The 23,074-nt window shown below is 65.6% G+C and carries 19 protein-coding genes and 1 pseudogene; 8 read left to right on the top strand and 12 right to left on the bottom strand.

Features of this window, described 5'->3' with window-relative positions:
• Nucleotides 1-134: 134 nt before the first annotated feature.
• Nucleotides 135-1,727: a sodium:proton antiporter gene (locus MHX64_RS05165; RefSeq protein WP_239356105.1), complete on the bottom strand. Its 1,593-nt coding sequence runs from the start codon at nt 1,725-1,727 to the stop codon at nt 135-137.
• A 252-nt stretch (nt 1,728-1,979) separates the two neighbouring features.
• On the opposite strand from MHX64_RS05165, the gene MHX64_RS12070 reads away from it, so the two are divergent.
• A complete protein-coding gene (locus MHX64_RS12070) occupies nt 1,980-3,536 on the top strand; it encodes a zinc-ribbon domain-containing protein (protein ID WP_370642074.1) in 1,557 nt (518 codons plus the stop codon).
• Here MHX64_RS12070 and glf read toward each other — a convergent pair.
• Nucleotides 3,448-4,638, bottom strand: a complete 1,191-nt coding sequence (glf, locus tag MHX64_RS05170) for a UDP-galactopyranose mutase (protein ID WP_239356107.1) — start codon at nt 4,636-4,638, stop codon at nt 3,448-3,450. The two genes, MHX64_RS12070 and glf, sit on opposite strands and share 89 nt — an antisense overlap.
• 159 nt (nt 4,639-4,797) lie before the next feature.
• On the opposite strand from glf, the gene MHX64_RS05175 reads away from it, so the two are divergent.
• Nucleotides 4,798-6,726 (top strand): N-acetylmuramoyl-L-alanine amidase, encoded by a 1,929-nt coding sequence (locus MHX64_RS05175; RefSeq protein ID WP_239356109.1) that lies wholly within the window; start codon nt 4,798-4,800, stop codon nt 6,724-6,726.
• Here the strand turns inward: MHX64_RS05175 and glpK are convergent.
• Nucleotides 6,723-8,183 (bottom strand): annotated as a pseudogene (glpK, locus tag MHX64_RS05180) (glycerol kinase GlpK). The gene MHX64_RS05175 and the pseudogene glpK sit on opposite strands and share 4 nt — an antisense overlap.
• Before the next feature lie 313 nt (nt 8,184-8,496).
• Here glpK and MHX64_RS05185 point away from each other — a divergent pair.
• A complete protein-coding gene (locus tag MHX64_RS05185; RefSeq protein ID WP_239356111.1) occupies nt 8,497-9,378 on the top strand; it encodes a hypothetical protein in 882 nt (293 codons plus the stop codon).
• Here the strand turns inward: MHX64_RS05185 and MHX64_RS05190 are convergent.
• From MHX64_RS05190 to serS, 3 genes are read right to left on the bottom strand one after another with little or no spacing between them, the layout of a single operon-like run.
• A complete protein-coding gene (locus MHX64_RS05190) occupies nt 9,375-10,214 on the bottom strand; it encodes an HAD family hydrolase (protein ID WP_239356112.1) in 840 nt (279 codons plus the stop codon). The genes MHX64_RS05185 and MHX64_RS05190 overlap by 4 nt on opposite strands.
• A 6-nt stretch (nt 10,215-10,220) precedes the next feature.
• Entirely contained in the window at nt 10,221-11,054 is an 834-nt protein-coding gene (locus MHX64_RS05195; protein WP_239356113.1) for a 1-acyl-sn-glycerol-3-phosphate acyltransferase, read from the bottom strand.
• Nucleotides 11,054-12,307 carry a serine--tRNA ligase gene (gene serS, locus MHX64_RS05200; RefSeq protein ID WP_239356114.1) on the bottom strand — a complete coding sequence of 418 codons (1,254 nt, stop codon included), beginning with the start codon at nt 12,305-12,307 and terminating at the stop codon, nt 11,054-11,056. Before serS ends, MHX64_RS05195 begins: the two co-directional genes overlap by 1 nt.
• An 80-nt stretch (nt 12,308-12,387) precedes the next feature.
• Between serS and MHX64_RS05205 the strand changes: the two genes are divergently transcribed.
• From MHX64_RS05205 to MHX64_RS05215, 3 genes are read left to right on the top strand one after another with little or no spacing between them, the layout of a single operon-like run.
• Nucleotides 12,388-13,116, top strand: coding sequence for a GntR family transcriptional regulator (locus MHX64_RS05205; RefSeq protein WP_239356115.1), 729 nt, complete (start codon nt 12,388-12,390; stop codon nt 13,114-13,116).
• Nucleotides 13,117-13,125: 9 nt separating this feature from the next.
• The gene (locus tag MHX64_RS05210; protein WP_239356116.1) at nt 13,126-14,244 is read left to right on the top strand and encodes a septum formation family protein; all 1,119 of its coding nucleotides are present in this window, start codon (nt 13,126-13,128) and stop codon (nt 14,242-14,244) included.
• 2 nt (nt 14,245-14,246) lie between these two features.
• Nucleotides 14,247-14,594: a metallopeptidase family protein gene (locus MHX64_RS05215; protein ID WP_239356117.1), complete on the top strand. Its 348-nt coding sequence runs from the start codon at nt 14,247-14,249 to the stop codon at nt 14,592-14,594.
• On the opposite strand, the gene MHX64_RS05220 is transcribed toward MHX64_RS05215, so the two are convergent.
• The 4 genes from MHX64_RS05220 to MHX64_RS05235 are packed head-to-tail and all read right to left on the bottom strand — an operon-like array spanning nt 14,591 to nt 17,648.
• Nucleotides 14,591-15,007, bottom strand: coding sequence for a hypothetical protein (locus MHX64_RS05220; protein WP_181889249.1), 417 nt, complete (start codon nt 15,005-15,007; stop codon nt 14,591-14,593). The genes MHX64_RS05215 and MHX64_RS05220 overlap by 4 nt on opposite strands.
• A 2-nt stretch (nt 15,008-15,009) precedes the next feature.
• Nucleotides 15,010-15,837: a prephenate dehydratase gene (pheA, locus tag MHX64_RS05225; protein ID WP_239356118.1), complete on the bottom strand. Its 828-nt coding sequence runs from the start codon at nt 15,835-15,837 to the stop codon at nt 15,010-15,012.
• Nucleotides 15,834-16,724 (bottom strand): hypothetical protein, encoded by an 891-nt coding sequence (locus MHX64_RS05230; protein ID WP_239356119.1) that lies wholly within the window; start codon nt 16,722-16,724, stop codon nt 15,834-15,836. Before MHX64_RS05230 ends, pheA begins: the two co-directional genes overlap by 4 nt.
• Nucleotides 16,725-16,745: 21 nt before the next feature.
• A complete protein-coding gene (locus MHX64_RS05235; protein WP_239356121.1) occupies nt 16,746-17,648 on the bottom strand; it encodes a DUF2891 family protein in 903 nt (300 codons plus the stop codon).
• Nucleotides 17,649-17,665: 17 nt separating this feature from the next.
• On the opposite strand from MHX64_RS05235, the gene MHX64_RS05240 reads away from it, so the two are divergent.
• Together MHX64_RS05240 and MHX64_RS05245 are read left to right on the top strand one after the other, a co-directional pair.
• Complete coding sequence (locus tag MHX64_RS05240; RefSeq protein ID WP_239356122.1) at nt 17,666-18,364, top strand: CPBP family intramembrane glutamic endopeptidase; 699 nt, start codon at nt 17,666-17,668, stop codon at nt 18,362-18,364.
• Between the two features lie 31 nt (nt 18,365-18,395).
• The gene (locus MHX64_RS05245; RefSeq protein ID WP_239356123.1) at nt 18,396-19,727 is read left to right on the top strand and encodes an LCP family protein; all 1,332 of its coding nucleotides are present in this window, start codon (nt 18,396-18,398) and stop codon (nt 19,725-19,727) included.
• Nucleotides 19,728-20,041: 314 nt separating this feature from the next.
• On the opposite strand, the gene MHX64_RS05250 is transcribed toward MHX64_RS05245, so the two are convergent.
• The gene (locus MHX64_RS05250; RefSeq protein ID WP_269511641.1) at nt 20,042-20,383 is read right to left on the bottom strand and encodes a metal-sensitive transcriptional regulator; all 342 of its coding nucleotides are present in this window, start codon (nt 20,381-20,383) and stop codon (nt 20,042-20,044) included.
• 290 nt (nt 20,384-20,673) lie between these two features.
• On the bottom strand, nt 20,674-23,010 hold the full coding sequence (locus tag MHX64_RS05255; protein ID WP_070471924.1) for a cation-translocating P-type ATPase: 2,337 nt from the start codon (nt 23,008-23,010) through the stop codon (nt 20,674-20,676).
• Nucleotides 23,011-23,074 lie beyond the last annotated feature (64 nt).

The following is a 23,074-nucleotide window of genomic DNA, read 5'->3' on the forward strand; positions in this document are numbered from 1 at the left end:
CCGCATAGTAGCAGCTAAAGGAGTCAGCTTGGCATTCTGAAACGTTTTAACTTGGCATTTTGAAACGTTTTAACTTGGCGTTTTGAAAGCGGTTCGCTTGGCGTTTTGAAAAACAGGACGCAAGCGATCGTCGATTAGCGCTCCGGCTCCCAGATCTTGCCGGGCGCGGCCAACGCGTTGCGCTCCCGGGAGAGGATGAGCCGGTCGAGGTCGGAGAGCACGGCATCGACGTCAGCCGGGTTGTACCGGCGCTCCCGGCGCGCCTGTTGCAACTCGCGGCTAGCCGCACGCAGCGCGACGGTCTGCAGTTGGGCGGCACCTGCGCGGGCGCGGTCGAACGCCTCCTTGCGCTCGTCGGCTCCCTCCGGGTCCTGGAGGCGCTGCTCCGCGATCGAGTCGAGACGCTCCTGGATCATCGCGTACGCCTCAGGTGCGTACTCCTCGCCGTGTTCGCGCACCGCCTTGCGCGCGGCGGCGTAGGCGCGCTGGTTGAGCTCCTCGATGGCCTTGTCGCCGGCGGGCCCGTTTTGCAGGTCAAGCTTATCGACGAGCCACGGCAGCAGCAGACCAGGAATCACCATTGTGCAGGTCAGCACCGTCAGCGCGATGACGGACAGTTCGTGGTGGTAACTGGTCGCCGACGCCGGGATCGCCAGCACGAGCGCCAGAGTGACCAGACCGCGCATGCCGGCCCACGCCATAAGCAGCACTTCCTGCATCCGCAGCGGCGACACGTTCACGCGGCCCTTGTGCTGGTTCATCTTGTACAGCACCCACATCCAGGCGAAACGCACGGCGAACGCGACGAGCGAGAGCACCACTCCAACCTGCACCGCCTGCCAGATGTGTGTTCCGGCGGTGTCCATCGCATCGCGCACGCTCATTCCGATCAGCCCGAAGGCGACACCGGTGAACAGCAGCTCGACGGTCTCCCAAAACGAGTGGCCGGTCAGGCGGTCCTCCGCCGTCATGGCGGAGCGCGACGACATTTCCACCGCGGCAATCACGATCGCGATAACACCAGACGCTTCGATCGCCTCGCACCCGGCGTAGATCGCAAACGGCAGCACCCAGGTGAACGCAGTGCGGATCACGGAATCGGGCACGGAATTCGCGAACATCGCCGCTAGCCTGCCGACGACCAAACCGACGATGACCGCCACCACCGCCGCATAGAGGAACTGCAGCGCACCCTTGCCAAAGTCGACCTCGCCGTGAGCGACCGCAGCCGCCATGGCGACGTTGAAGGTGACAATGGAGGCGGCGTCGTTAAACAGCCCTTCCGTCTGCAATGTGCTGGTGATGCGTTTCGGGATGCCGGCCGGGCCCGCCACCGCGTCCACCGCCACCGGGTCCGGCGGGGCGATCGCCGCCGCAAGCACCATCGCGGTGGCCAGGCTCAAGCCCGGCAGCATCCACATCGCGGTGGCGGTCAGCGCAGCGATGGTGAGGAACACCAGGATCACCGACATCGTGACCACGACATTGAGCTGCGAGCCGATCTGCCCCCAACTCGTGCGTCTGGCGAGCGACCACAGCAGCGGTGGTAGGAAGATCGGCAGGATGAGGTGCGTCGGGATCGAGACCGTGTCCACCCCGGGGATGAAAATGACCGGCGCCACCACGATGGTCAACAGCGCCGGCCACGGCAGGCCGGTGCGTTCACCGATGGCGGCGACGAAGACGGTGGCGAGCAGTAGTCCGATGATTGCGATGAATGTTCCCACGTTGGGTCAGTGTACGGTGCTGCGCAGACCATTGATTTGATGACTACCGCCCGGATGGCGAAGTTGGGGATTAGTGAATTTGGCCCCACAGGACCACCAATCCCTTCCAGAAAAATCGCCGAACCCAGAAACTAATGTCGTTGACTTTCTTTCGTATGACATACAGTCTGTGAATAGTATCGCTCGCGGGCGATGTTCAGGTATTCCTCGAGCGCCGAATCCCCCCCTAGTATGGGACAAAGTATTAATCACATGCCTAAGAAGAAGATTTTCGCTATCGCCCATCCCGAGCTACTCGAGGAGTGGGACTGGGACCGTAATAGCGACAATGGGATTTTCCCTGATCAAATTGGAGTTAGCCATAAGGGAAGCGTCGCCTGGGTCGGAAAATGCGGCCATGAATTCCGGTCGTGGATCTCCTCCCGGATAAAGGGAAGTGGTTGCCCTTACTGCGGAAAAGGCACGTCCGCCATCCTTACAGGCTTCAACGACCTCGCCACCACCCACCCTTCTCTCGCCGCCCAGTGGGATGAAACTAAGAACACAGAAAAGCCCACCGAAGTTCAAGCTGGATCCGCCGCTAAAGCATGGTGGATAGGAGCTTGCGGGCATGAATGGGAAGCCAGGATCGTTAGCCGAAAGAACGGTACAGGTTGTCCCTACTGCACAAAAACTGGGCGGAAGTGGTTACTCAAGGGACACAATGACTTGTTGACTAGCGACCCCGAACTCGCAGCACAATGGCACCCCACCCTCAATGGAACACTTGACCCAACGGAAGTCACATCAAGGTCTCATACTCGCGTTTGGTGGCGATGCTCAGCTGACGATACTCACGAGTGGCAAGCGACAGTAAAGGACAGAGCCTTCGGCTACGGTTGCCCAATCTGTGTGAACCAGAAGATTGTCAGTGGCATAAACGACCTATTAACCGTATCGCCCGCTATCGCCGCTGAATGGCACACCGCGAAGAATAAGGGAACCCGGCCTTCTCAAGTGGCTCCGTCAGGCAAGGATTATGTCTGGTGGCAATGCAAAAGTGATCCGTCCCACGAGTGGCAGGCTGCAGTCTCTGACAGGGCGGCTGGTTATGGCTGCCCATTTTGCTCGGGAAATCGAGTCCTTCCTGGCTACAACGATATTCGCACAACACATCCTGAAATTGCCGCTGAATGGCACCCCACCCGAAACGGTGAAGTTCAACCGAAGAACATCTCGAAAGGAAGCGTCACCAAGCGATGGTGGATCTGTCCTGAAGGACACGAATACTTAATGAAGCCGAACAGTCGCACAACCGGCAGAAACTGTCCGTTGTGCTACCACCCATGGTCGAAAGCGGAGAAAGAGCTTGTTGGCGCCCTAAAGGAATCGTTCCCGGGAGTGCGAATTCTGGAAAACGACAAAAGTCTGTTCCCAAACAACATGGAACTTGACGTTTATATCCCTGACCTCCAACTAGCCGTGGAGTTTAACGGCGACTACTGGCACGACGAGACGCTCCACCCTGATTTAAGAAAACGACACTCAACAAAGAGACGGGTTTGTGCGGAGCTGGGGATACGTCTTGTTGTTGTTTGGGAGTCTGATTGGAAAAATCAGCAAGACGTGGTGCTGGAGAAAATAATCCTAATCGCGCGGGGGGGAAGATATCCCTCCGTGGCTTTCCTACACTCGCCACCGAGAAAATCCCCCCACCTGACGTGCTCTCAGATCCTCCGCCCTAGTGGCCGCGGGGCTGCGACAGGGCGGCGCCGGATTCGAAGAACGGGCGCAGCTGGTTGTCAAACAGGGTCAGCGCTGCGGCGATAGCCATGTGCATGTCCAGGTACTGGTAGGTACCCAAGCGGCCGCCGAACAGGACGTTGTTTTGCTCGGCTTCGGTGGCGGCGAGGCGTCGATAGGCTTCGAGCTTCTGGCGGTCCTCGGGGGTGTTGATCGGGTAGTACACCTCGTCATCGTCAGAGGCGAAGCGGGAGTACTCCTTCACAATCACCGTCTTGTCGGTGGGGTACTCGGAGCGCTCCGGATGGAAGTGGCGGAACTCGTGGATGCGGGTGTACGGCACGTCGGCGTCGTTGTAGTTCATCACCGGGGTGCCCTGGAAGTCGCCGACCTCGAGGACTTCCTGCTCGAAGTCGAGGGTACGCCAGCCCAGGCGGCCCTCGGCGTAGTCGAAGTACTGGTCCAGCGGCCCGGTGTAGACCACGGGCGCGTCCGGGGATTCCGCACGGATCTCGTCAGCGACGGCGAACCAGTCGGTGTCCGTGCGGACGTCGATAAGCTCATGCTCCGCCATCTTCTCCAGCCAGGCGGCGTAGCCGTCGACGGGCAGACCCTCGTAGGTGTCGTTGAAGTAGCGGTTGTTGAAGGTGTAGCGCACCGGCAGGCGCGAGACGATCTCCGGCGGCAGGTCTGTGGGGTCGGTCTGCCACTGCTTGGCGGTGTAGTGCTTGACAAACGCGTCGTAGAGCGGCTTGCCAATGAGCGCGATGCCGCGCTCCTCCAGGTTCGTCGCGGCCGCGGGGTCGAGGCCTTCGCGCTGCTCCTCGATGAGCTTTTTCGCCTCTTCCGGCGAGTAGTACCGGCCGAAGAACTGGTTGATCAGGCCGAGTCCCATGGGGAACTGGTAGGCGGTGCCGTCGTGCATCGCGAACACGCGGTGCTGGTAATCCGTGAAGTCGGTGAAGCGGTTGACGTATTCCCACACCCGCTCGTTGGAGGTGTGGAACAGGTGCGCACCGTATTTGTGCACCTCGATGCCCGTCTCCGGCTCGTTTTCGCTGTACGCGTTGCCGCCGATGTGGCTGCGTTTTTCCACCACCAGCACGCGTTTGCCCAGCTCACTCGCCGCTTGCTCGGCCACGGTGAGGCCGAAGAAACCCGATCCAACAACAATGAGGTCGTATGCCATGCGGCCTATTTTCGCACAGTTGCCTATCGACGGAGCTCCGCCGCGACACGCCACAGAAGTCTCAAGTCTTTCTTGAGACTTGAACTTGCACTACACTTCGTTTCTGTCACATTTGCCACTACTTTCACAGTGAACACATAGAACCTCAGGAGTATTACTGTGCAGCAACGTCGCAGCATTCAGGGCGGCGCGGCCCACCCCGCCCGGGCCGCGATCATGCCCGTGATCGTGTCCGTCCTCCTCGTCACAGCACTCGTTGCCGCCAACGCGTTCAGCGGCAACCGCATCCTGCAGGTGCAGTCCCTCGGCGCAGGCGCCCCGGAGGTCTACACCACCACCTCGTCGCTCGCGGCCGGCGACAACATCACCGTCGACGACGCCGCCATCCGCACCCAGGGCGGCGAAGAAGATCACGTGCGCCGCGTGGTCAAGGAATTCTCCAACGACCGCGAGTTCTCCATCGTGGGCCTAACCTGGACCGGCGAACGCGACATCGCCGCGTACGTGCGCTCCCAGAAGGCCGATGGCGCCTGGTCCGAGTGGTTCGAGATGGACCCGGCAGACCCGCAGGCGGGCTCCGACAAGTTCGGCACCGAGCCGATCTACGTCGGCCGCACCACACGCATCCAGGTCTCCACCGGCAACGTGGACCTGCTCGAAGGCGGCCGGGCCGTCTCCGACGCCCCCACCACCGCCAACGACATCGAAGCCGTGTTCCTGGACGGCGGCACCGGCACCGCGCAAGGCGGCATCCAGCCGGTTGCCGACTCCTACACCCGCGGCATGCCCGAGGTGGTCACCCGCGCGCAGTGGGGCGCCGGCCGCAGCAGCACCCCGTACTACTCCGAGCCCACCACCGCCGCCACCGTGCACCACACGGCCGGTTCCAACAACTACTCCGAGGCCGAGGCACCGGGCATCGTGCGCGGCATCTGGAACTACCACACCAACAACCTGGGCTGGGGCGACATCGGCTACCACGCGCTCGTCGATAAGTACGGCAACATCTACGAAGGCCGCGCCGGCGGCATGGACCGCGGCCCGCAGGGCGCCCACGTCGGCTCCTTCAACCAAAACACCTGGGGCGTGTCCATGCTTGGCGACTACCAGACCGCCGAGCCCACCCCGGCCGCCCTTCGCGCCATGGGCGAGATCATCGGCTGGAAGGCCGCCGTCGCGGGCTTCGACCCCACCGGCTCCAGCTACCACTTCGCCGAGGGCAACTTCCGCGACTCCAAGTACGCAGCCGGCCAGGGCGCGATGTTTAACAACATCAACGCCCACCGCGACTTCCACTACAACACCTGCCCGGGCGACAACCTGTACTCCAAGCTGCCCGTGATCCGCGCGACCGCGGCCACGAAGTACCGCTCCCTGGGCGGCGGCCGCTCCGGCATCGGCTCCGTCTTGGACCGCTTGGGCAGCAACGACAACACGTCCACCACCACGACCCCTGCTGCAACGGCGACCGACGCCGCCACCGCGACGGCTACCGCCCCGGCGCCAACACCGAAGCACGAGGGCAGCCCAAGCAACGGCACCCCCGACGGCACCCTGGCCGCACTTTCCTCCGGCGACCCGAACACCATCGCCACCGTGGCAGGCACCGCCATCGGTTTGGTGCTGCTGTTCCTGGCCGCTCAGGACCAGCTGCCCACCGTCTCCAACGACGGCGACACCCAGGTCTTCGAGGGCTTGACGCTGGCGCAGGCAGCCAACCTGGCAAAGCAGATCAGCCCGGCCGTCGCGCCCACCCTCAACGCGTTCGGCTCCAGTGAGGCAGCCCAGGTCTGGACCACGCTCGAGCCCACCCTGGGCAAGCTCGTCGCCGGCGTCGGCGGCCCGACCGGCCCGGCCGTGGCGCTGTACTCCAACGGCATCGGCGCCCGCAACAACGAAGGCGAGATCATCGCACTGGTGGGCAAGATCGCGGAGGCCTGGCTGCAGCAGGGCTTGGACGCCGGCCCGCTGGGCATGCCGGTGACGCAGCAGTTCAACCCCACCGCCGACACCGTGCGCGTGGACTTCGAAGGCGGCTTCATCACCTACAACCCGTCCACCAACGCGGTGGACATCAACGCAAACTAGGCCAGATTTAGGCAGCGCGACACCGCGTCCTCCCACGCGGCGACAAGCCGGTCCCTTTCGGGGCCGGCCATTTCGCTTTCCCAGGTGGTTGCGGGGCCGAGCGTGAGCGGTTCGTCGATAAGCGAAATGCCCATGCCCGCCGCCGACGCCGCACCCATCACCGTGGTCTCCGTGTTCGCGGGGCGCTCGACGGTCAGGCCGAGGATGTCGGCCTGCATCTGCATGAGCAGGTCGTTCGTGGTCATCCCGCCGTCGACCTTCAGCGCTTTCGGCTCCCCGCCCATCGCGCACACCACCTCGCGCGCCTGCAAACACGTCGCCTCGAGCGCGGCCCGGGCAATATGCCGCCTATCGACGAACCGGGTCAACCCCACGATCACCCCACGCGCATCAGGGCGCCACCTGGGCGCGAACAGTCCCGAAAATGCCGGCACGATCACCACTCCCCCGCTGTCCTCGACCTGGCTGGCCAGAGTTTCAGACTCCGCGGCGGTACCCAGGATCCCGAGCTGGTCGCGCAGCCACTGAATCAGCGAACCACCCACCGCCACCGAGCCCTCCTGCGCGTACACCGGCGGCTGGCCCTGGATCTGGTACGCCACGGTGGTGAGCAGGCCGCGGTCGCTGAACTTCGGCGTCGCACCAGTGTTGAGCAGCATAAATAGCCCCGTGCCGTAGGTCATCTTCGCGTCGTTTTTCGCGGATGCCGCCCTGGCCGAACAGGGCGGCCTGCTGGTCGCCGAGCACGCCGGTGATCGGCACGCCCGCCAACGGACCGCGGGGGCGGATCTTGCCGAAGTTGCCCACCGACGGGCGGATCTCGGGGAGGATTTGTGGCGGGATGCGGAGCTCGTCGCAAAGCTGCATGTCCCACTGCAGCGTCTCCAGATCCATGAGCAGGGTGCGCGACGCGTTGGTCACATCCGTCAAGTGCAGCGCGCGGTCCAAGTCCTTCGCGCCGCCGGTGAGGTTCCAGATCAGCCAGGTGTCGATCGTGCCCGCAAGCAGCTCGCCGTTCTCCGCGCGCTCGCGAGCGTTTGGCACGTTGTCCAGGATCCACGCCCACTTCGGGGCCGCCGGATACGAGTTGTGGAGCAGGCCCGTCTTGCGCAGATACTTCGCGGCGTCGCCGTCGTGGTTCGTGCGGGTGTCCTGCCATACGATGGCGTTGTAGATCGGCTTGCCGTCTTCTTCTCCCAGATCACGGCGGTTTCGCGCTGGTTGGTCAAGCCGAGCGCGTCGATGTCCTGCTCGCTGATGTCCTCGTCCGCGAGCGCCTCACTCAAGGCCCGGCGCGTGTTGCGCCAGATCTCCATCGGATCGTGCTCCACCCAGCCCTTTTGCGGCATGTGCTGGGCGTGCTCGAACTGCGACTGGGCGACGACCTTGCCGTCGGTGCGTGTGATGCACACGCGCGTCGACGTCGTGCCCTGGTCAATCGCCGCAATCAAAGCCATGCGCGCGATTTTACGGGTGGGGGTGGGGTGCGCTGGCTGTGGTGGGTGCTTGAGGGCAGGTTTCGCACCAAAACGTCTGCTCGGATCGTCTAGCAGCACGGATCGTCTAGCAACAGCCGCAGCTTGCTAGACGATCAGCGTACTACTGGCACTGATCTTCATTACGAACTGGGGAAACGCGTGCGTCAAAAGCGGATCGTCTAGCAGCAGTTTTCGTCGTGCTAGACGATCCGTAAATCACCACCACAGACACCCCACTCGACCCACGGCGCTCGCGTGGACGAGCGCCACAGACCGTGCAATACTCCCTGCCATGGGGGGAATTCAAGAGAAACGTCAGGCTGAGCTGGATCTGATCAAGAAGGTCGCAGCACAGTGCAAAACCGCAGCAATCACGGGCCCGGCCGCTGCACGGTGGCTTGACCTTTCCACACACAAATGGGTGACCACGGTAGATCTTGCGATGCCTGGGTCGTCCCGGGCCTGGGGCAAGAAGTACCCGGACAGGATCTACCGCAGCGGTCTCCTCCGCGACGCCGAGTTCGTCGAGCACAACGGCATCCGCACCGCGACAGCAATACGAGCCATGTTTGACTCGTTCCGCTACTACGGCCCGCTCGAGGCGCTGGTGCAGATCGAGTCCGCGCGGTTCAAGCACGAGCACCTCACCACGGACTACCTGCTGGAAAAGATCGAGACGCTCACCCGTGCCCGCGGCATGAAGGCCTTCCGCGAGCTCATCTGCCACTCCGCGGACACCTCGGCCAGCGCGTTGGAGACCATCGTGCGCTATGCGATTTTGCGCGCGATCGCGCAGGGCCGCCTCACGGGGGTGGAGACCATCGAGTTCCAGGTGGGGTTCCGCATCACCGAAGCGGATGGATGGCCCACCGTTGCCTGGGCGGACGTGCTCATCAACGGCTTCCTCGTGCTCGAGGCGGACGGGCTGGAGAAGAACAGCGGGGTGTTCGGGGATGCAGCAGAAGCTTTACGACGTGAACGCCACCGCGAAACCCAACTCCAGAATCAAGGCGCCGTGGTGCGCAGGGTGGGGTGGGATAACGCGCGCACCGACGGGTTCATCGCGCAGATCCAGACCGCCATTGACCAGCGCCCGGGGGTGCACCAGCTGCCCAACCGGATTGCCACGCCGTACCGCACCTGGCTCGCGGGCCTGGAGCAGCAGGCGAGCTAGAACCAGCGCTCGAGCACGCGCGCGACACCGTATTCGTTGTTGGTGGCGGTGACGTGGTCGGCGGCGTCGTGAAGCATGGGCACCGCGTTGCCCATCGCCACGCCAACACCGGCCCAGCGCAGAAGCTCCAGGTCGTTGGGCATGTCGCCGAACGCAACGGCGTCGGCGGCGGTGACGCCGTAGCGCTCGGCCAGGTAGCGCGCGCCGGCGGCCTTGTTCACGCCGGGGCAGGACACCTCGATCAGCCCCTCGTCCATGGAGTAGGTCACGTGCGCGAGCTCGGGGTCTACCTCTGGCGCGATGAGTTCGAACATCTGCGCTGAGGTCATGGACGAGCAGCGCACCAGCAGCTTCGCGGCGGGCTGGCTGATCAGGGTTTGGGTGTCGGTGACGCCGAATTGGCTGTCCCAGGCGTCCCGGTTGTACTCGGGGGTGATGATGAAGCACTCCTCTTCCGGGTCGAGCGCGGACGAGCCGACGCGCTCCACGCCGTAGCCGTGCGGCACATCGGCGAGGACGCGCTCCGCCGCCTCGACGACCTCGGCCATCGCGGACGGGGAGAGCTCAAAGGCGTGCAGCACCCGGTCTGTGGCTGGGTCGTAGACCACGGCCCCGTTGGCGCACACGCACACCGGTGCGAGCGGAAGTTGCTCCAGCACGGGGATGAGCCAGCGGTGCGGACGCCCCGTGGCCAGGCCGAAGTGGGCGCCGGACTCGACGGCGCGCACGATCACTGCGCGCAGCCTGCCGGTGACGCGGCCGGCGGAGGTGATGAAGGTGCCGTCGATGTCGGAGATGATCAGGCGCGGGGCGTCACCGGTGGCGTCGACAGGCATGAAGCATCAAACCTTCTTGCGCTGCTTCTTCGCCTCACGCTCGGCACGTTCCCGAGCGTAGAGCTCCTCGGCCTCCTCCGGCGTGGGCGCGGTGCCGCCGAGGGCGACCGGCATCCATGCCTCGCCCGCGCCGTCGGAGTAGAGGGAGGCGTATTCGGACCGTGAGGCGTCGAGAAGCAATTGCATCTGTCGCTTCAGCTCGGCGGTGTCCGCCTCGGCATCGCCGGTGAGGTGGACGGGCTCGCCGTAACGCACGATGACGGGCACGTTGCGGAAGTGTTTCGGCAGATCCTTGGTCCAGATGCGCTGCGAGCCCCAAATCACACAGGGCACGAGCGGCACCCCAGCCTGGTGGGCGATGCGCGCGGCGCCAGTTTTGAAGTCGGCCAGCTCAAACGACCGCGAAATGGTGGCCTCGGGGAAGATGCCGACGAGGTTGCCTTCGCGCAGCATCTCAACCGCTGGGGCGATGGAGGCGCCGCCGTGGGCGCGGTCCACCGGCACGTGCTTCATCAGCTTGAGCAGCCGGCCCAGCACGGGCACGTCGAAGACGGACTTTTTAGCCATGAACCGCACGAGCCGCTCGCCGTGCAGGTAGGGCCCGGTGCCCATCAGGATAAAGTCGGCGTAGCCGGTGTGGTTGCCGGCGAGCATCGCGCCGCTTTCCGCCGGGAGGTTTTCGGCGCCGATGACCGTGACCTCGATGTTCGCCGCGCGCATGAGGCGGCGGGCGAAGCCGACGAGGCCCTGGTAGAACTTCTCCACTGCTTCGTCGCGGTTGGCGGCGATGCCTTCGTAGAGCCGCGGGACCGTGAAACCGCGGTATCGGCGCGTATCCATTACGGCGTGAGCACTTCCTTGCCCACCCACGGGCGCAGTGCCTCGGGCACGCGCACGGAGCCGTCGGGCTGCTGGTTGTTCTCCAGGATTGCTACCAGCCAGCGGGTGGTGGCCAGGGTGCCGTTGAGGGTGGCGGCGGTCTGGGTCTTGCCGTCGGCGTCGCGGTAGCGGGTGTGCAGGCGGCGGGCCTGGAAGGTGGTGCAGTTGGAGGTGGAGGTCAGCTCGCGGTACGTGCCTTGCGACGGCACCCACGCCTCCGTGTCGAATTTACGGGCGGCGGAGGAGCCGAGGTCGCCGGCCGCGACGTCGATGATGCGGTAGGGCACCTCCACGGCGGCGAGCATGTCGCGCTCCAGGCCGAGCAGTTTCTGGTGCATCTCCTCGGCGTCCTCGGGCTTGCAGTAGGCGAACATTTCCAGTTTGTCGAACTGGTGGACGCGCAGGATGCCCTTGGTGTCCTTGCCGTAGGAGCCGGCCTCGCGGCGGAAGCAGGAGGACCAGCCGGCGTAAAGCAGCGGGCCGTCGGACAGGTCGATGATCTCGTCCTGGTGCAGGCCGGCGAGCGCCACCTCGGAGGTGCCCACCAGGTACATGTCGTCGCGCTCGAGGTAGTAGATCTCCTCGTCGTGCGCGTCCAAAAAGCCGGTGCCCTGCATGACGTCCGGGCGCACCAGCACCGGCGGAACCATGAGCGTAAAGCCGGCCTCGCGCGCCTTCTGCGCGGCGAGCATGAGCATGCCCAGCTGCAGCCAGGCGCCGTCGCCGGCCAGGTAGTAGAAGCGCGCGCCGCCGACCTTGGTGCCGCGCTTCATGTCGATAATCCCCAGCGGCTCTGCCAGGTCCAGGTGGTCTTTGACCTCGAAGTCGAACTCGGGCACCTCGCCGACGTGCTCGAGGACCACGAAGTCCTCCTCGCCGCCGGCCGGGGCGCCTTCGATGATGTTGGCGATGGAGTACTGCAGCTTCTCCAGCTTCTCCTGCGCGGCAGCCTCCTCCGCCTCGGCCTCCTTCACGCGGGCCTTGAGTTCGTTGGAGCCCTCCAGCAGCGCCGGACGGTCCTCGGGGGCGGCCTGGCCGATCTTCTTGCCAAACGCCTTCTGCTCGGAGCGCAGCTTGTCCGCCTTCTGGATGGCGGAGCGACGGGATTCGTCGGCGGCCAGCAGCTCGTCCACAAGCGCAGGGTCTTCGCCGCGGGCTCGCTGGGACTCGCGGACGGCCTCGGGGTTTTCGCGCACACGCTTCAGATCAATCACGTTTGTTCACCTTACCTTGTCCCCCAACGCTGCAACGGCAGAATAACGTCCGGTCATAACCAGTGCGCTATGGTGGGCGTATGACCCTCCCGATCGCAGACGGCCCTGTGCCCAAGCACGAGCAGCTCCGCTCGCTTCTGGAGTCCCGCATTGCCGCGGAGTTCTCCCCCGGCGACCCGCTGCCGGGTGAACGCGCGCTGGAAGAGGAATACGGAGTCTCCCGCATCACGGTGCGCCGCGCGATCGGGGATCTGGTGGCGGCGGGCCGGCTGCGCCGCGTGCGCGGCAAGGGCACATTCGTTGCCCCGGCGCCGTTGGTGTCGCGTCTGCACCTGGCCAGTTTCTCGGATGAGATGCGGGCGCAGCGCGTGGAGGCGTCGTCACGCATCTTGCTGTGCGAGCGCACCACCCCGCCGGAGGAGGTCGCGCAGTTTTTCGGCACCGCCCCCACCGCCACGCACATCCGTTTGCGCAGGCTGAGGCTTGGCGACGGCGAACCGTACGCCGTGGACGACGCCTGGTACAACGCCACCCTGGTGCCGGACCTTTTGGAAAACGACGTCTACCACTCCGTGTACACCCTGCTGGAAAAGCATTACGGCCTGGGCGTGACGGAGGCGGAGCAGACCGTCACCGCGGTCACGGCCGGCCCGGACAACGCCCCGCTGCTGGACGTCGAACCCGACACAGCCCTGCTGCACATCGTGCGTTTCGCCCGCTCAGGCACGCACAACGTAGAGTTTTGTTCCTCGGTGTACCGCACGGATCGCTACCGGCTGACTACTCGGGTAGCGCGAGAAGTGGAATAATGGGCCGCCATGGCTTCGAAACAGAGCGCGCTGCGTTCCTTCCTCATCGCCGCACTGGCGGGTGCCGTCGGCGCGGGCACGTACACGCTCGCCGCCGACACCTCGGAGACTGACACCGGGGACCAGGCCTCCTCCACCACCGCCAGTTCCACCGTCTCGCCCGATCAGGCCACGACGTTCACCACCGCCGACGCCGGCGCCTGCCTGACCTGGCAGGTGGCCGAAGACGGCACGATCACCGGCTTCGAGCAGGCGGATTGCGAGGGCGAGCACCGCTTCGAGGTGTCCCTGCGCCAGAACCTAGCCACCTACCCCACCTCCGAGTTCGGCCCGGAGGCGCCGATGCCGAACCCGACGCGCCAGGCCCAGCTGCGCGAGGAGCTGTGCGGCGCCGGCACCTTCCGGTACTTGGGCGGCAAGTACGACCCGAACGGCCGCTACTCCATCGCCCCGATCCTGCCGCCGGCGGACGCGTGGGCCCGCGGGGACCGCACGATGCTGTGCGGGCTGCAGGAAACCAACCGCGCTGGCGAGCCGATCCTGACCTCGGGGCGGGTGGCAGACCAGGACCAGGCGCGCGTGTTCGAGGCGGGCCAGTGCGTGTCCATCGACGCGTCCAACACCCTCACCGCGGTCAAGTGCGCGGACCCGCACCAGCTGGAGATCACCAGCACGGTCTCGCTCGATGAGGTTTTCCCGGACCACACCCCGGCCGTTGAGGAGCAGGACAAGCACCTCCAGGACGTGTGCACCCAGGCCGCGCAGGAGTACCTCGGCAGCGAGGAGAACCTCTACCAGATCGCGCTGCGACCGTTCTGGACCACGCAGTCCCCCGCCGCCTGGGAGGGCGGCTCCCGCAGCGTGAATTGCGCGTTGATGTTCTCACGCCCGGAGGGCGGTTTTGCCAACCTCACGGGTTCCGCAACGCAGGGCCGTGAGCAGTTGCTTATCGACGACGCTCCGCCCCCCGAACGCCCCCAGCGCCGCCCCTTGAGGGACCAGCAGACCCCGGCTGCCCCAGCGCCCACCGCCGGCGCTGCGCAGGACCCCACCGCCGGCGCGGCGCAGGACCCAGCAGCAGGTGTGCAGGACCCCGCGCAGGCACCCGCACAGGCTCCGGTGCAGTAGCCATGCTCCCGGTCAGCGACGAGGCGTTCGAGGAGATGATCAACGACGCGTTGGACACCATCCCCGACAACTTCGCCCAGCACATGACAAACATGGTGATCCTGGCGCGGGATTACAACCCGGACAATCCGACCCTGCTCGGCCTGTTCGAGGGGGTGCCGCTAACGCAGCAGCACTCGAACCACTCCGGGTTCTTGCCGGACGCGGTGTTCGTGTACAAAAACGCCCTCGAGGCGATCTGCGTGGACGAGGAGCAGCTACGCCACGAGGTGAAGGTGACCGTGCTGCACGAGGTGGGCCACTACTTCGGGTTAGAAGAGCACGAGCTCCACGCCCTCGGCTGGGGCTAACTCTCCGAAGCGAGCCCGCCCATCTCCTTGGCCACCCGCTGCACCTCCAGCGCGCGCTCTTCGTCCCCCATGGCGCCGAGGCCGTCGAGGCCCCGGTACTGGATCTCGTCCGCGTCCGGGTCGTAGTGCACTGCAAGGCCCCAGCACGGGTCCTCGTCCGGGCGGCGCTGAAGCAGCACCTCGTACATGAGGCGGTGCAGCTGCTCCTCAAAGTCGAGCTCCACCAGCCCCACCTGGCCGTCGCTTTCCCCGAGGACGAAGAAGAACACTTGCCCTCTCGGGTTGCACCCCATGAACAAGCTCAGCGGGAACTTCTCCGACACATAGTGCATCTGGCTGCGCACTTCGTACTCGAAGCGCTCAACCGCGTTACCCGCCCATGGGTACCTGTCCGTCGGCATAGTAAATGCCATAGCTATCGTCCCTCCCGCGGCCAGGTGCCTAGCGGCCGCATCTCGGTAGTGTGTTCGGCGCCGGCCTCAAGCGCCGCCGCCACCGCCGCGTCGCTTGCATGGCCCGCCAGGTCCACGAAGAAGTCGTAGGTGTTCGGCTCTTCGCGCGTGGGCCGCGACTCGATGCGCGTCATGTCCACCCCGCGCGCCGCGAATTCCTGCAGCACGCGCACCAGCGCGCCGGGCTCGTTTTTCGTGCGGAAGACAATCGCGGTGCGGTCGTTGCCGGTGGGTTGCGGCGGAGCAGCCTGCTTTGCGACGAGCACGAACCTGGTCCGCGCCGTCTCCGCGTCAGCTACACCGCGGGCGTGCACCTCCAACCCGTGCAGCTCCGCCGCCCGCTCCGGAGCAACGGCGACGTCGGCGGCGCCGTCGGCCACCATCTTCGCCGCGGCGGCGTTGGACGGCGCCGGGATGAACTCCGTGTTCGGTGCGTTTTCGGCGATCCAGCGTGTGACTTGTTGGTGGGCGACGGGGTGGGTGGCGAGCCGGAGGGCGTCGTCAAGCTTGTGCCCCTGCCTAGTCATCACGGCGAACGCGATGGCCAGCTCGGTCTCGCCCACGATGCGCGCGCTTTCGGTGGCGGCGAGCGCGTCCATCGTGGTGGTCACCGCACCGTCGATGGAGTTCTCGATCGCGCACACCGCGTAGTCCACCTCGCCCGCGTCCAGGGCGGCAAGTGCCGCGGCCGGCGACTCGACGGGCACGTACTGCGCGCCCTCGATGCCGAAGCGGCGCGCGGCTTCTTCCGTGAACGTGCCCGCGGGGCCCAAATACGCGATGCGGGTCATGGCTGCCTCTGCATCAGCGGGTGGGTGTCGTTGGCCACGTCCCTCCAGTTCTCTGCGGTCGTGCGGATGCGCTCGGCCCAATCGTCCCAGGACACGCTGCTCGTGAACTCGCCGTTCTGCCTGTTCACGGTGATCTGCACCTGCGCGTGGTGGAACGGTTTTCCGTCCGCCAGCGCGTCAATGTAGGCGGTGGCGAAGGGCTCAAGCGCGGCGCGGGAGAACACGCCGTAGATGTAGGAGAGGTTCTCCATGTAGAAAATCGCGTCCACCTGCTCGAGCTTCGTGCCGTCTGGACCGGAGGAAAGCGCGAAGAAGGCGTTCAGCGCGGCCCAATCTGCGCCGAAGTACTTCGCCTGCTCGTTGACTTCGTAGCCGAGCCGGGTGAACAGCTCCTCGGTGAGGTGGGCGCCCGAGGGGCGGTACGCGGGCTTCATGGCTGAGCGCTCCATGAGGTGGGCGTGCACCATTGTGTTGATGTGCGCCCCGTGAAGTCCCTGGGCGAAGCGCTGCAGCGCAGCTGCGTCCGGCACGCCCTGGGCTGGGTCGTACGGGTGGCTGCCGTGGTAGACAAACGAGTTGGACTTGGGCGCGAAGCTGGCGGCGTAGATCTGCGTCGGCCCGCCCTGGCCGGTCTCCGCGACCTCCTGCCAGAACACCTCGTAGAACAGCTCGCGGTGCTCGTTCTCGTAGTCGATCGTCGCGGTCTGCGGCGGTTGGCCCGCAAGCTGGACCATCGCGGCGACGTAGGTTTTGCCCTCGTGGGCGATCACGACGGAGTAGAACGCCTCCACCGGGACGTGGTTGGAAATCTGCTCGACAATGGTGCGCACCAGCTGCTGGTACGGCTCTTTCGGGCTGCCCGCCCGGGGGTTCTCACCGGCTCCCATAGCCACGTTTGTACACGAATGTCACGCTCCCGGCGCGTCTTCGGCGAGCAGCGCGTAGGTGATCAGCCAGTGCGTGGCCATGAAATTCTGGCCGGTCAGGTGGGGCGAAGCTGCGTCGATAAGCTTCTGCGTACCTTGCGGCCTCCCACTTTCGCGCAGCAACCACGCGCGGGTGAGCATGAGCCCGATGAGGTGGGCCTGCTGGCCGTCCTCCGGGTCCGCGACCTCAATCGGCGCGGTGTAGAACGCGAACGCCTCTGGCGCGAGGAAGCCGTCTAGCCAGGCGGCGAACTCGCCGGCCGGCAGCACGCGGCGCATCAGGGCAGCCTCCGCCAGGCCGTTGGAGACAAAGTCGTGGCCCGAAACTTCCCAGGTGTGCGGGTAGGCGCGGTCGGCGCCGAACCAGGCGCGAGCGGTGCGCTCCACCAGCTCGCGCAAGGCCGGCGCGGCGTCGTGGACGAGCAGCAGCGCCAGCGCCGAGTTCGAGTGCACGCCGTGGCGCACCGGCCACTGCTGCGTGTCCAGCCAGGCGGCGATGTTGCGCTCCAGCTGGGCCTCAAGCGGCGCGAGCGCCCCCTCCCACCGGGTGCCGCGGCACACCTTGACCAGCTGCATCGCCCACGCCCAGCCGTACGGCCGCTCGTAGAGGGGATGCGCGCGCAGGTACTCGGCCTCGGCGACGATGTTCTCTGCGGTCAGGCGCTCGTCGAGGAGGTCGGCGAGCCTGTGGTCGTCGATACGCGCATGCAACTTCACCGCAGTGCAGAGCATGTGCACGCACGAGTGCCAGTCGTACGAGCCCCAAAACGCCGGGTGCAGCGCCCGCGGGTCGGGGTGGCCGGGGCCGGCCTGCTCATGGTGCATGGTGGCGGGGTACTCCTGGCCGACAACCTGCGTGATAGTGCGCGCCCACGAATCCTGCATGGCGTTAAAGTTAGCGCATGACTCGGCGCCTGAAGCTCGAAATCGTGCTCGTCCTCGCGGTCACCTTCGGCACCTCGGGGCTGCGCGCGGCGCTGCGGCTTGTGGACTCGCTGTTGCAGGCCCCGCTGAACCAGCAGAGCACCACCATCCACGACGCGGCCTCGTCGATCCCCTGGCTGGACCTGGCGCTGCAGGCGACCTCCGCGCTGACGCTTCTCGCGTGGGGCGGGCTGGCGTGGTTCCTTTTGGAGGAACGCTGGCGCTGGCCCCGCTGGGCCGACGTCGCGCGCGGGGCGGGGTTTGCGGCGCTGATCGGGCTGCCCGGCCTAGCGTTCTACGTCGCCGCGGTGCACCTGGGCCTGTCCAAGGTGGTGGTGCCGACCACCGCCGCGGTGCAGATTCCGACATCGCTGTTGTGGTCCTTCGCCAACGGCTTCGGCGAGGAGATCGTGGTGGTGATGTACCTGGTCACGCGCCTGAAGCAGCTGGGGTGGAAACCCTGGCAGTTCGTCGCGGCCTCGGCGGTGCTGCGCGGGTCCTACCACCTGTACCAGGGGGTCTCCGCGGGTGTCGGCAACATTGTCATGGGCGTAATCTTCGCCTGGTATTTCCATAAAACTGGCCGGGTGTGGCCGCTCATCCTGGCGCACTTTTTCATCGATGCCGTGGCGTTTGTCGCCTATCCACTGCTGGATCTGTCGTGGCTCGGAATCTAAACACTTCCGTCACACTGGTTACACTAAGCGCATGTCTACTACGCCCCATTCCAACGACCCCCGCGATAACGCGGGCGAGTTCGTGCTGGGCAAAGACGGCAAGCCCCTCGTGGACCGCTACGGCCGCCCCATTCGCCGTCGCACAAATGCTTCTCATGCTTCTCGACGCGATCCCGTTCCCCGCCACCCCGACGAATTCACGCGCGTAGAGCCCCGCGCGCGCAGGGTTTCGCCGCGGGTCGAGCCGGGCCACACCGTTTACGAACCCCCCGCCGCCTACGAGCCGCGCCGCGCGCCGGAGCACCCGCGCAGCCGACCGGTGCAGCAACCGGCGCAGCAGCGCCCTGTGCAGCATCAGTCGCAGTACGCTGCTCCCCGCCCAGCTTCCCGTCCCTCTGCGCAGCCGGCCCCGGAGGACGTCCCACTGCAGGTCTCGAGGGGGAGACGGCGGGGGCCGAAGGTGCGTCGCAAAGTAAAGCTCCCCGGCTGCGGCGCGGTACTCGCCCTGGTCATCGCCTTGCTCATCGGCTCGGTGCTAGTCGCGGACTCGCGTCTGAACCGCACCGCCGCCATGCCCGACCAGCAAATTTCCGGCACCTCGGGGACGAACTGGCTGCTCGTGGGGTCCGACTCGCGCACGGGCCTGAGCGAAAAGGACGTCGAACGCCTCGGCACCGGCGGCGACCTGGGCACCGTGCGCACCGACACGATCATGCTGATGCACCTGCCGCTGCGCGGAAAGCCGACGCTGGTGTCCATCCCGCGCGACTCGTACGTGCCCGTGCCCGGGTACGGCTACGACAAGATCAACGCCGCGTTCTCCATCGGCGGGCCGCAGCTACTGGTGGAAACCGTGGAGCAGAACACCGGGCTGCATGTGGACCGCTACGCGGAGATCGGCATGGGCGGCCTCGCCGGGGTGGTCGACGCGGCCGGCGGCGTGGAGATTTGCGTCGCCGAGCCCATCGACGACCCGTTGGCCAACATCAACCTCCAACCCGGCTGCCAGCAAATGGACGGCCCCACTGCGCTGGGCTACGTGCGCACCCGCGCCACCGCGCAAGGCGACCTGGACCGTGTGGCACGCCAGCGCGAGTTCATGACCACCCTGGTCACGCGCGTGCTGTCGCCGTCTGTGTACCTCAACCCCTTCCGCATGGCGCGGCTGCTGTGGGTCACGCCCAGCCTGCTGACGGTCAACTCCGACGACCACGCGTGGAACCTCGCCCGCATCCTCATCGCGCTGCGCGGCGGCCTAGAGACAGAGACCGTGCCCATCGGCGGCTTCACCGACACCGAAGTGGGCAACGTGGTGCTCTGGGACGACACCGCGGCCGAAGCGCTGTTCGCTTCCCTGCGGTAGGGCGCCGAGCGGGGCGGTTGGCGCAACAAGCGTCCACAGGCGGAAAACCGGCTACCTAGATCCGGCTACCAACCGATTTGGGAGCGCGGACAAAAAGTTGGAGTGTTGGGGGCAGCACCGGTTGATGTTGCAGGTGGGGATGTGGTCAAGGTTGTTCAGTGGCGCGATCTTTTCGACCAGCAGCAACAGTGGCCATCAACCCGATCATGTCGCCACCAGCAGCAGGACTCCGAAGCCTCCAGCCGGCAACAGGGGCGGTCAGAGTGGCCTGGCCGCCGTTCTCGACGGGGGTGTGGTGGCCGGGTCCCGGCCTGTCACCGGGCGAAACGGGCGATAGCGTCGGTGACTTCCTGGAACTTGGCGTCGGCCTCCTCTCCTCCTAACTTGGCGGCGTCACGGACGCAGTGTTTCATGTGGTCATCGAGTAGTCCCAGGGCAACGCTGCGTAGGGCAGCATTGACCGCGGAGATCTGGGTAAGGATGTCGATGCAGTACTGTTCCTCGTCGACCATGCTGTGCAGGCCCCGGGCCTGTCCCTCGATGCGCTTGAGGCGGGCGAGATAGCGATCCTTGTCGTTGATGTAGCCATGGGTGGTGTGACAGGTGTCGGCCCCACCCGAGGAAGAAGCGGCCTGATCAGGGGTGCGAGTATCCACAATGGTCTCCTTGCTGAAAAAAGGGGGCAGGTATGTCCTGAGTCAGTTGCGGGTCGATCAGGATGGAAAGCCCGAGGGCATGGAATGAGGCATGAGGACCTCATGGTCCCCACGCCCTGTGGCGTTATTCGGATAAGTAGTCGGCAGATTGTCGGCCCGGAGGGGCCTGCCGGGTGGGGCCGGGGAGAGGTCAGGAGCAGGTACTTGGGGACGGAGGTCTGAGTGTGATTGGAGGGACTCAGCCACAGGAGGGGGACACGGGGTTCCTTATCGCTAGAAAAGGATGTGGATTAGGCGGTGACCGGCTGCCGCACGGAGGGGCGAGCGGGCTGCGGTGAGGAACTTGTGTTGTCGTGGGAGGACTTGAATCTACGCAGCGTGAGGGAGTTGGAGACCACGAACACCGAGGAGAAGCCCATCGCAATGCCCGCCAACCCCGGGTTGAGGAAACCGATCGCGGCGACCGGGATCAGCACGACGTTATAGGCGAACGCCCAGAACAGGTTGCCCTTGATGGTGCCCAGCGTGCGACGTGACAGACGGATGGCATCGCCCGCGGAGCGCAGGTCGTTGTTCATTAAGGTGATATCGGAGGCCTCGATGGCCACATCCGTGCCCGCCCCCATGGCCAGACCCAGATCGGCCTGGGCCAGGGCGGCCGCGTCATTGACGCCGTCGCCGACCATGGCGACCTTCTTGCCCTCATGTTGTAGCTTCTCGATGACCGCGACCTTGTCCTGCGGCATGACCTCGGCACTCACGTTGGCCGCATCGATGCCCACCTCTTGGGCGACGGCGGCCGCGGCCTTCGCGTTATCGCCGGTGAGCAGGTACGGCCTCAACCCCAGCCTGCGGAACTGGGCGACCGCTTCCGCTGAGGAGTCTTTGATGACATCGCGCACCACGACCACACCGGCGGGCTGGTCATCGACGTAGACGGCCACCGGGGTCGCGCCCTGCGACTGTGCGTGGTCGAAGGCGGTGGTGAGGTCACGGGGCAGCTGGCCGGCGGGACGGCCCACGGTGACGACGTGACCCTTGACGGTGGCCGTGACGCCCCGGCCGGCGGTGCTGTCGAAGTCGGTGGCCTCCTGGATGTTCCCGGAGCGCTCGGCCTCGGTGACAATCGCCTTGGCGATGGGGTGCTCGGAACCTGCTTCGACGGCCGCCGACAAGGCGAGGACCTCGTTGTTGGTGTAGCCGTCGGCGGCGTGGACGCCGGTGACCGACATGACCCCGGAGGTGACGGTGCCGGTCTTGTCCATGACGATGGTGTCGACCTGGCGGGTGGATTCAAGGACCTCCGGGCCCCTGATCAACAAGCCCAGCTGCGCGCCCCGGGAGGTGCCCACCAGCAGGGCGGTCGGGGTGGCCAGTCCCAGGGCGCATGGGCAAGCGATGATCAGCACCGCGACTGCGGCGGAAAAGGCCCAGTTCGCCCCGCTGCCGGCGGCGAGGTGGACGATCAGGGTGATGATGGAGACGACAATGACCGTCGGGACGAAGACCGAGGAAATCTTATCCACCAGGCGCTGGACCGGGGCTTTTTTCGCCTGGGCGTCAGTGACCAGCTTGGCCATCTGGGACAGCGTGGTCTCCGAACCTGTGCGGGTGACTTCGACCAGCAGTCGACCGGAGGTGTTGATCGTCGCGCCCGTGACCGGGGTGCCGGGGGCGGCCTCGACGGGAACGGACTCGCCGGTCAGCATCGACTCGTCGATGGCCGAGGTGCCCTCGATGACACGACCGTCGGTGGCGATCTTCTCACCCGGGCGGACGACGAAGACGTCACCGACTGTCAGCTGGGAGACCGGGACGCGGACTTCCTCACCGTCGCGGATCACCGCGGCGTCTTTCGCACCCATGTCCAGCAGGGACTTCAGCGCCGCGGAGGACTGGCCCTTGGCGCGGACCTCAAACCACCGGCCGAGCAACAGGAAGGTGATGACTACGGCGATGGTCTCGAGGTAGATGTGGTCCATGCCGTCATCGCGGGGCAGCAGGCTCATCTCCATCACCATGCCGGGGTGCCCGGCGTTGCCGAAAAACAAGGCCCACAGCGACCACAGATACGCAGCGGTAGTGCCCAGAGACACGAGTGTGTCCATCGTGGTCGAGCCGTGACGCAGGTTGGTTAAGGTCGCCCGGTGGAACGGGGCGCCACCGTAGAAGTAGATCAGGGTGGACATGACGAGCAGGGCCCACTGCCAATTCATGAACTGCAGGGACGGGATCATCGAGATCGCGACCACCGGAACGGAGAGGATCGTCGACCCGATCAGACGCGTCTTCAGGTCTGTGGCCTCGGCCTCGCGGGCCTGTTCGTGGCGGTCACCGACCACCTCGGTGTCCTCCTCCGGACCGCTGTCCACGGCGGAGGCGTGTTGATCCCCCATGGTGAACGCGTCGTACCCGGCACCCCGCACGGTTTCGATCAGCCGATCGGCGTCGACTTTGGTGGGGTCGTAACTGACGGAGGCGGATTCGGTGGCGAAGTTAACGGTGGCCTCCACGCCATCGAGCTTGTTGAGCTTGCGTTCCACCCGCCCTGAGCACGACGTACAGGTCATGCCGGTGACGCCCAGATCGACCTGGAGTAGGTCAACCGACGGTTGAGTTTGAATCATCAGTGATCAGTCCTTCAGTAAACAGTCGTGAGGTGCATCTCCGAGGTCCCAAAAGGCCCGCCCA

The organism is Corynebacterium sp. ACRPZ, from assembly GCF_022346205.1.
Classification (GTDB): Bacteria; Actinomycetota; Actinomycetes; order Mycobacteriales; family Mycobacteriaceae; genus Corynebacterium; species Corynebacterium lehmanniae.